Consider the following 2,115-nt stretch of genomic DNA (forward strand, 5'->3'; position numbering starts at 1 on the left):
CACGTGACGGCGGGCGCCAGCCCGGCGACGGTCCACCCGATCGCGGTGGCGGCCATGAGCAGCCCCGCGAGCACGGCACGGCGGCGCGCGGCCGCGGCACGGCGCGCGACGGAAGCGGCACGGGCCGCGCGCGCCTGGGCGGCACGGCGTGCCGCGTCGGCGGTGATCCTGTCCTGCGTCGCGGTCGGTCGGTCCACGGTGGCACCTCCAGTCACGGGACCGGCGACGAGCGCCGGGAGTCCCTTGCCCGGGGTCAGCAGCCCCGGCGATCCACTGCCCGGCGTCCCGCAGTCGCCCGGTCCTGACGCGGGCGCCTCGCGCGTCCGCCGGAACGTCCCCGACCGGCGGAGCCGGCCCGTGCGTTCGCTCACGGCGACCACGCGCAGCGCCTGCGAGAACCGGTCGTCCGTCCGGGACTCGAGCAGCTGCTGCCGGTGCCGCAGCTTGTGCGGCACCAGGTAGGCCCCCCACAGAGCCACGAGCGCCAAGGCGACGAGGCCTGCGAGATCGTCCACGTCACGACGGTACGGGTGGCGCGGTGAACTCGCCGGGACCATACCGGCGTGTCGGGTGGCGCGTCACCCCGCGGGCGCTCCTCGCGTGGCCCGCCACCGGGCCAGGAGTCCCTCGGGGACCTCCTCCGCCGTGAGCGCGAACGTCCGGTGGTCGCACCACCGGCCCTGGATGTGCAGGAACCGCTCGCGGACGCCCTCGTCGCGGAACCCGAGCTTCTGGACGACGCGCAGCGACGGCGCGTTCTCCGGCCGGATGTTGATCTCGATCCGGTGCAGCTCGAGGACGCCGAAGCAGTGGTCCGTCGCCAGGGCGACCGCTGTCGGTGTGATGCCACGGCCCGCGACGTGCTCGGACACCCAGTACCCGATGCTCGCCGAGCGCAGCGACCCGTAGGCGATCGACGCGACCGTCAGCTGCCCGACGAGCTCACCGTCGAGGTCGACCGCGAAGGGCAGCGTCGTCCCTGCGCGCGCCTGCGCGGACAGCGTCCGGACGAACGCCCCGAACGTCGGCCGCACACCCGTGACCGGCTCGGGGCTGGTCGCGTCCCACTGCTCCAGCCACCCCGCGTTGCGCGACCGCAACGACATCCACGCGTCCTGGTCCCGGCGTCGCAGCGGCCGCAGCCGCACCGACCCCTCGACGAGCACCGCGGGCCACCCGACGGCCACGACGCTCAGCCCTCCAGCACGAGGCAGTGGACGACCTGCCCGGGGTGGACGGTGAGGTCCTGCTCGCCGACGACCGCGAGGGCGTTGGCGCGGGACAGGGCGCTGACCGTCGGGGCGGACGGGTCGCCGACGGGGGTCACGCGGTAGCCCTCGTCGGGCGAGCCGACGACCGTGGCCGGGACGAACTGGCGCAGGCCCGGGGGTGCGACCCAGCCAGCGGTGGCCTCGGCGGCGACGGACGGGCGGAACAGCTCGGTGTGCCCGGCCATGGCCCGCAGCGCGGGCCGGACGAACACCTCGAAGGACACCTGCGCGGCGACGGGGTGGCCCTGCAGCGCGAAGATCGGCACGGCCCGGTCACGGCCGAGGTCGTCGCCGACGGAGCCGAACCCGTGCCGGAAGCCGGGGGTCATCGCGACCTGGTCGAGCCGGACGGTGCCGAGCGGCGCGAGGACGTCCTTGACGGTGTCGTGGGCGAGCTCGGACAGCCCGCCGGTGACGACGACCATGTCCGCGCGGACGAGCTGGTCGTCGAGCGCCTCCTTGAGGGTCGCGCGGTCGTCGGGCAGCACGCCGACGCGGACCGCGGTCGCACCGGCGTCGCGGACGGCCGCCTCGAGGGCGTGGCCGTCGGACTCGAAGACGGCCCCGTCGGGCGCACCGGGGGTGCCGGGCTCGACGAGCTCGTCGCCGACCGACAGCAGGACGACGCGCGGCGTCGGGTGCACGCGCAGCCGCGACCGGCCCATGCTGGCGGCGAGCGCGAGCTGCCGGGCGCCGAGGCGCGTGCCGGCCGACAGGACGACCTCGCCCGCCCGGACGTCCGACCCGGCGGCGCGCACGTGCTGGCCTGCGACGGCGGGGCGCTGCATCGCGACCTGCGCGGCGCCCCGGTCGGTCTCCTCGAGCGGGACGACGGCGTCTGCGC

The 2,115-nt window shown here is 76.4% G+C and carries 3 protein-coding genes; all 3 read right to left on the bottom strand.

The window, feature by feature from the left end; genetic code table 11:
- Positions 1-515 (bottom strand): SepX/GlpR family protein (locus CBZ_RS17760; RefSeq protein ID WP_507762214.1); only part of this gene is annotated, 515 nt, incomplete at its 3' end.
- 63 nt (positions 516-578) lie between these two features.
- A complete protein-coding gene (locus CBZ_RS17765) occupies positions 579-1,187 on the bottom strand; it encodes a GNAT family N-acetyltransferase (RefSeq protein ID WP_130782806.1) in 609 nt (202 codons plus the stop codon).
- 5 nt (positions 1,188-1,192) lie between these two features.
- On the bottom strand, positions 1,193-2,115 hold a 923-nt coding region (locus CBZ_RS17770; RefSeq protein ID WP_130782807.1), incomplete at its 5' end, for a molybdopterin molybdotransferase MoeA.

It is taken from the genome of Cellulomonas biazotea (assembly GCF_004306155.1).
Lineage (GTDB): Bacteria > Actinomycetota > Actinomycetes > Actinomycetales > Cellulomonadaceae > Cellulomonas > Cellulomonas biazotea.